Origin of the sequence: Rhodoglobus aureus, from assembly GCF_039527955.1 — a bacterium.
Lineage (GTDB): Bacteria > Actinomycetota > Actinomycetes > Actinomycetales > Microbacteriaceae > Rhodoglobus > Rhodoglobus aureus.
This window is the reverse complement of sequence record NZ_BAAAKW010000017.1, coordinates 339,870-346,078: the sequence shown is the minus strand read 5'-3', so window position 1 is coordinate 346,078 and position 6,209 is coordinate 339,870. Positions and strand designations below refer to the sequence as shown.

General features: G+C 61.5%; 6 protein-coding genes. 2 read left to right on the top strand and 4 right to left on the bottom strand.

Going from position 1 to position 6,209, the window contains the following annotated elements; translation table 11 throughout:
- Positions 1–258: 258 nt before the first annotated feature.
- Entirely contained in the window at positions 259–1,170 is a 912-nt protein-coding gene (locus tag ABD112_RS05260; protein ID WP_343923816.1) for a pseudouridine-5'-phosphate glycosidase, read from the bottom strand.
- Between the two features lie 127 nt (positions 1,171–1,297).
- Here ABD112_RS05260 and ABD112_RS05255 point away from each other — a divergent pair, with 127 nt between their 5' ends.
- Positions 1,298–2,191: a LysR family transcriptional regulator gene (locus ABD112_RS05255; protein ID WP_343923814.1), complete on the top strand. Its 894-nt coding sequence runs from the start codon at positions 1,298–1,300 to the stop codon at positions 2,189–2,191.
- A 44-nt stretch (positions 2,192–2,235) separates the two neighbouring features.
- Here the strand turns inward: ABD112_RS05255 and ABD112_RS05250 are convergent, their stop codons facing one another.
- A complete protein-coding gene (locus ABD112_RS05250) occupies positions 2,236–3,354 on the bottom strand; it encodes an NAD(P)-binding domain-containing protein (RefSeq protein WP_343923812.1) in 1,119 nt (372 codons plus the stop codon).
- 155 nt (positions 3,355–3,509) lie between these two features.
- Between ABD112_RS05250 and ABD112_RS05245 the strand changes: the two genes are divergently transcribed.
- A complete protein-coding gene (locus tag ABD112_RS05245) occupies positions 3,510–3,731 on the top strand; it encodes a DUF3073 domain-containing protein (protein ID WP_343923811.1) in 222 nt (73 codons plus the stop codon).
- Positions 3,732–3,824: 93 nt separating this feature from the next.
- Here ABD112_RS05245 and ABD112_RS05240 read toward each other — a convergent pair whose 3' ends face one another.
- Both ABD112_RS05240 and purM read right to left on the bottom strand, forming a co-directional pair.
- The gene (locus tag ABD112_RS05240) at positions 3,825–5,108 is read right to left on the bottom strand and encodes an aminotransferase class V-fold PLP-dependent enzyme (protein ID WP_343923809.1); all 1,284 of its coding nucleotides are present in this window, start codon (positions 5,106–5,108) and stop codon (positions 3,825–3,827) included.
- The gene (purM, locus tag ABD112_RS05235) at positions 5,098–6,204 is read right to left on the bottom strand and encodes a phosphoribosylformylglycinamidine cyclo-ligase (protein ID WP_343923808.1); all 1,107 of its coding nucleotides are present in this window, start codon (positions 6,202–6,204) and stop codon (positions 5,098–5,100) included. Before purM ends, ABD112_RS05240 begins: the two co-directional genes overlap by 11 nt.
- Positions 6,205–6,209 lie beyond the last annotated feature (5 nt).

The following is a 6,209-nucleotide window of genomic DNA, read 5'->3' as shown; positions in this document are numbered from 1 at the left end:
AGGAGGGTGTTCAAATCTGTCTTCACACGCAGGGTTTAACACCCTCCGCCTCTGATTAACAGCACCCACGCGGCATCCACCTAATAGGACTCACTCATCTAGGCGTGCGGCGAAGCTGGCAACATTCGCTCCGCTGCCCCCGCGGGTGTGGAAGATTTCCACCTCCGTGTCTGTCCCGTGCCTGAGAGGCTCAGACAGCCACACGACAACGTCCTCGACAAGATCTCCGATTATCCCCAGCACGATGACGACTCGCCGTCAGCGGGTCAGCGCCGTGGCGACGAGGCCGCCGAGAGCGACGTTGCCTCGATAGACCTCAACGTTGACGTCCAAGCTGACGCCCTTGGTATCACGTTGGATGAAGTCGAGCAGGAAGGGAGTCGAAGCGTTTCCGCTGATGCCCTGCTTCTCGGCTTCAGCCCAAGCGCGGGTGAGGATGTCGTCAAGCTGTTCGGGCGGGAGCTGCTTGTCGGCAGCAACCGGGTTGGCCAGCAGCACGGACTGCGGGAGCCCGAGGTCATCACGGGCATTGACGATGGCGGCGACCTCGTCGGGAGTATCGACGGAGTAGCCGATCGTGAAGCCAGAGTCAGTGACGTAGAAGCCTGGGTAATGCGTGGTGCCATAACCGATGACCGGAATGTTCAGGGTCTCGAAACGTTCGAGAGTTGCGGGGATGTCAAGAATTGACTTGACGCCGGCGCTGATCACAAGAATCGGGATCTGGGCCAACGTGGTCATGTCAGCGGACTCGTCGAAGGTTTCGGACGCGCCGTGGTGAACGCCGCCGAGTCCGCCGGTGGAGAAGACCTTCACGCCCGCGTGGTGAGCGAGGAAGGCGGTCGCAGCGACGGTCGTGCCGCCATGCTTGCCGAGCGCACGCACAACCGGCAGATCGCGGAGGCTGACCTTGGCAACGTCATCCGAGTTTGACAGCGTGGTGATCTGCTCGGTGCTGAGGCCCACAGTCGGCACACCGTTGAAAACACCGATGGTGGCGGGCGTGACGCCCTGCGCACGAAGACCGGCCTCGGCTTCAAGCGCGACCTCGAGGTTTCGCGGTCGGGGAAGGCCGTGGGTAAAGATGGTGGACTCAAGAGCGACAACAGGGCGGTTCTCGCGAACTGCGTCTTGGACTTCTTGGGAGACGTGGATGACGGGTTCAGACATAGTCAATCTCTTTCTTCGCTGCTGCTCTTCACTGATGCTCGGCCGGAGGCGTACCGCTCTCCCCACCGTAACGAGTCGTTGACAAAGAATGCAGAAAGAGTCGAGCTGCTTTAGATAGGCTAAGCCTATGCAAATTACGCTGCGACAGGTGGAGATTTTCGTCACTGTGGCTGAGATCGGGCACTTCGGGCGTGCGGCCGAGGCCCTGCACATTTCCCAACCGACAGTGAGCCAAGAGGTCAGCCGGCTGGAGCGTGCGTTGGGCATCCCCTTACTCGACCGCTCGCGGCGCTCGGCGACGGTGACTCAGGCCGGCGAGGCCATGGCTGTTGAAGGCCGGAGCTTGCTGAATCACGCAAACCAGGTGGTCAGAGACGTTCAGCTTTACGAGCCAACACGCATTCGCACCGCGCGCGTCGTTGCTTCGCCGAGTGTGGTGAACCGGCTGCTCCCCTCGACGATCAGCAAAGCAGAACAGATGCTCTCCTCGGTGCGCGTTGAAGACATCCTCGTCGATACCGGAGGCGTGACATCGACGCTGATCACGGAGCACGCCGACATCGGCCTTGGCCGGTTTCTGGATGAGGCTGCCGGGTACCAGATCGAGGTGCTTGCCCACGAGCAGGTTTTCGTGGCGCTCAGCCACCAGCACCCGTTGGCAGACGCCGACCGTGTTGCACTGGAAGCACTAGAAGATCTGCCGCTTCTGTTGTGGCCGCGGGAACAGAACCCCGCGTACTACGACTACTTGCTCGAGATCTGCACCTCACGAGGGCTGAGCCCGATGCTGCTCGTCAGCCCACCGCGGATCGTCGGCTCGCGGCTCTACCTGCTCTCCGAGTCGCGCGCGTTTTCCCTTGTACCATCATCGATGATCGGGCACCTCTCTGAAGATCTCACTGCCGTGCCCCTCGCGCGCGCAGCGACGCTGCCCCTCGAGATGCAGTGGAGGGCGAGCGATTCCCGGCCGCAGCTGGCCGCCCTTCGCGACCTCATCCGCGAGGTCGCTTCCAGCCTCTAGCGGCTCCGTCGCAGCGAAACGCAACGACACCGACATTGATACGGCTACAAGCGCTTCATTGCCTGAATCTTGCTGAGGGTTGCGATGACCTGCCTGGCGATCATCCGCCCCGCCCGGTTTGCACCGATAGTGGATGCTTGGGGGCCGTACCCGGCGAAGAACACGCGCGGGTCTTTCCAGGCGATTCCCTGCCCAACGGAGATTCCGCCCTCTTTCTCGCGAAGTTTAAGTGGAGCAAGGTGGCGAAGTTCTGGGCGGAATCCTGTCGACCAGATGATGGCGTCCGTCGACTGGAAGGCGCCGCCTTTCCAGCGCACTCCCTCTGGCTCGATGCTTGAGAACATGGGACGCGGGGTCAGCACGCCTCGTTCGATACCGGCCTGAATACGTCGGGTTCGCGGAACGCCGGTGCCGCTGACAATGCTGGGAAGCGCGCGGCCTGCCCGGGCAGCTTCGTCCTGAATCTGCACGGCCTCTTTGCGTGCTTCAAGGTTGAGACCGCCATCCTCAAGGAAGTCGATGGGGCGACGACTGACCCAGGTGAGGCTCTTGGCCACATTCTCGAGTTCGAGCAAGAACCCGATCGCCGAAGTTCCGCCTCCGACCACGACGACGCTTTGGTCGGTAAATTCGCGGGCGCTCTTGTATTCGCTCGTGTGCAGGTGTCGGCCCTCGAATGATTTGAGCCCCGGGTACCACGGGATAAAAGGTGCGCCCCAAGTGCCTGTCGCGTTCACGACTGTCGTTGCGGTCACTGATTTTGTTTCTTCACCATCGAGAGTGAAGGTGACCTTGAGGTGCTCACCCTCATTCTCGACAGAAATTACGTCAGCATTGCGAACCACCTGGAAGTCGTAGTGCTTCTCGTATTCGCGGTAGTAATCAGAGACCACTTTTTTGGCTGGCATGTGTTTATCAGCAGTGTCAAAGCTCAAACCCAGCTCTTCGAGGCCAGGAAGATCGTTGATGCGGTGGGCGGAGCCAATGCGCAACGCTTCCCACCGAAACTGCCACGCGCCACCCGTGTTTGGGCCACGATCGAGCAACACAAACTCGTTGCCTGGGTCGAGCCCAAGCCGGCGCAAGTAGTAGGCAACCGAGAGGCCCGCTTGTCCCGCACCAATAACGACAACAGAGGTGTCGGCGTCGGTAGTGGATGTCACGAGCTAACGTTACCCGCCAACAGCCGAGCTGTGCATAGCCCACGAAGAGTTAGGCAACGCTCGTGCTAAACTACGGGTTAGTTTTCATCCATCCCTGTTCGCTCGTTCGCTGACCACCGTTAGTGCACCGGGACAGAAGCATGAGGGGGTCTCGCATGGGACGCGGCCGTCAGAAGGCAAAGCACACAAAAGTCGCACGGGATTTGAAGTACTTCAGCCCAGACACGAACTACGGTGCGCTTGCTCGAGAATTGAGCGGGTCAGAGAGCACCGCTCCTGTCTCCGAAGATAGCGAAAAGTGGCCAGAGTACTCCGCCGGAGATTCCTCCAGCGACGAGTACGAAACCGAAGACGACGAGGAATCTCGTAGCGCCTAACGGCGGCCTTCACCACAGACGCAGTATTTCGTAAGAAAGACGAGCACCCAGACCTTTGAGGTCAGGCGCTCGTCTTTCTGCGTTGCACTGTTGCTAGCGCTCCCTGCTCCACGCAATGATCGCCGGCACGGCGTCTTCAGCGAAGCGCTCGTAATCTTCCGCCGTGTTGTAGGCGTGGGCGGCGAGGCGCAGGTAGCCGCTGTCGCGCCAGTGGGTGATCTGGGTTTCGAAACCAAGTTCATCGCTGATCCGCTGGCGGAGCTCGTTTGCTTCCGGGCCGGTCGCGCCCAGCGTTCCCGGCAGACACAGTAGGCGCATTCCGGGGGCAGGCATGCCGACATCCACTCGTGATTCCTCGCCAGACGCAGCGTCGAGTGCACCTGCGACAACGTCAGTGGAGTAGTCAAGCAGCGATTCGATGTATGCACGGATTGCGTCCCAGCCGATGCGGTTTTCAAGACCAGTGATGGCATCCACTGTGGCCAAATAGGGCGTGTAGTCGAGGGTGCCCTGGTGGTCGAAGCGGCCAGGGAACGGCTCATCCATCCCCCAAGAATCAATCACTGGGTACAGGTTCTTCGCGAAATTCTTCTCCGCCACCAGCACAGCGGTGCCACGGAAACCACACGCGAACTTGTGAAGATTGCCGACCCACGCGGATGCCGCAACGCCTTCTGCGGGTCGGTGCAGCACGCCGGGGGCGTGGGCTGCATCCACGAGCAAGGGCACCCCGTGCTTCTGTGCCAGTTCGGCGAGCGCGGCTACCGGAAACTCGCGGGCTGTCGAGGAACTCGAGGCGTCGACAACAAGGCCGGCCGGTTTTTTCGCTAGGACTCTGCCGAGCTTTTTCAGAATGTCATCTGCACTGGCGTTTAGTTCGATCGGCACTGTGCGCACCTTGGCACCGCGCTGACGGGCTTCACGTCGGGCAGAGAAGGCGACGGCTCCGTAAGCGTGGTCGGTGACGAGGATCTCGTCACCCGCGCCCACGCCGAGAGCGCGAATGGATGCCGTCATTCCGGCACTGGCGTTGGGCACAAAACCGAACTGGTCGGCATCCACCCCAATGAAGTCGGCGAGATCGGAGCGAGCCTGCGCGACGCGTGCGGGGGCAGCCATAAACCAGCGCTGCGGGGCACTTTCTGCTTCTTGCAGATAGGCCATGCGGCGGAGTTGAGCAAAGACGGGCACTGCCCCGTAAGAGCCGTGGTTGATGTGGCGCCACCGTGAGTTGAGGCTCCAGAGAGCTGCGGCGGGCGAACCATCGCGGGCTTCGAGCGGCTCAGGGCGCGCGATTGTTGCGGCCTCGGCCTCGTCCTCGTCGGCCACAGGATCGGGCGCGTCGATCACCGAAGTATCGGGCTTCTTAGTTGCCATAGCGCCCATTCAAGCGTACAGCACCGCCGTTGACACCCTTTGCGCCCTGTTCGAATCCAGAAAGGTCATGCGCAGCCATCGAGACTCGGCCAACTTCCCACGAGGGGATGCCGTCGGCGGCGAGTGCTGCAATTGTTGCGTCGGCAGATTCGGCAGCAACGATCGCGATCATGCCGATTCCCAAGTTCCAGGTTCCTTCGGCACTCTCGAGGGTGGAACCGGCCAGATCGGAGAGCACCCGAAACACGCTCGGCGGCGACCAGGTCGAACGCTCAACTTCGACCCAGGAGCCAACGGGCAGCACGCGGGCGAGGTTGGCGGCGATTCCGCCACCGGTGACGTGACTGAGGGCGTGAACCGCACCGGGCTGCGCGTCGAGCAGGTTCAGCAACGGCATTGTGTAGAGGCGGGTGGGCTCGAGGAGCACTTCGCCCACGATTCCGCCAAGCTCATCGAGACGGTCGGTGTAGCCAATCTTGTTGTTCGCCAAAATGTGGCGCACGAGAGAGAAACCGTTGGAGTGGATGCCCGAGGACTCCATCGCGATCACGACGTCACCGTCGGTGACGCGCTGCGGCCCGAGCTGAGCATCCGCTTCAACAACACCGGTAGCAGCACCGGCAACGTCATAGTCGTCGGGGCCGAGAAGACCGGGGTGTTCTGCCGTTTCGCCGCCGACGAGCGCAGTGCCAGTGGCCGAGCATCCACGGGCAATTCCCGCAACGATGTCAGCGATGCGAGACGGCACAACCTTGCCGCATGCAATGTAGTCCGTCATGAAGAGGGGCTTCGCGCCCACGACAACGATGTCGTCAACAACCATGCCGACGAGGTCTTGACCGATGGTGTCGTGCTTGTCGAGCGCCTGAGCGATCGCGACCTTGGTGCCGACGCCATCCGTCGACGTCGCCATCAGCGGGTGCTTATACGACTTGAGGAACGACACGTCGTAGAGCCCAGCAAACCCGCCGACCCCACTGAGCACATTGGGCCCGTGAGTGGCACTCACCGCCGACTTCATTAGTTCGACGGCAAGATCGCCGGCTGCGGTATCGACGCCGGCTGCGGCATAGCTAGAGGAAGAGTTCTCGGTCACGGCTC

Coding starts and splice junctions, on each gene's coding strand:
- ABD112_RS05260 (WP_343923816.1), bottom strand. CDS start 1,170: ATGTCTGAACCCGTCATCCACGTCTCCCAAGAAGTCCAAGACGCAGTT.
- ABD112_RS05255 (WP_343923814.1), top strand. CDS start 1,298: ATGCAAATTACGCTGCGACAGGTGGAGATTTTCGTCACTGTGGCTGAG.
- ABD112_RS05245 (WP_343923811.1), top strand. CDS start 3,510: ATGGGACGCGGCCGTCAGAAGGCAAAGCACACAAAAGTCGCACGGGAT.
- ABD112_RS05240 (WP_343923809.1), bottom strand. CDS start 5,108: ATGGCAACTAAGAAGCCCGATACTTCGGTGATCGACGCGCCCGATCCT.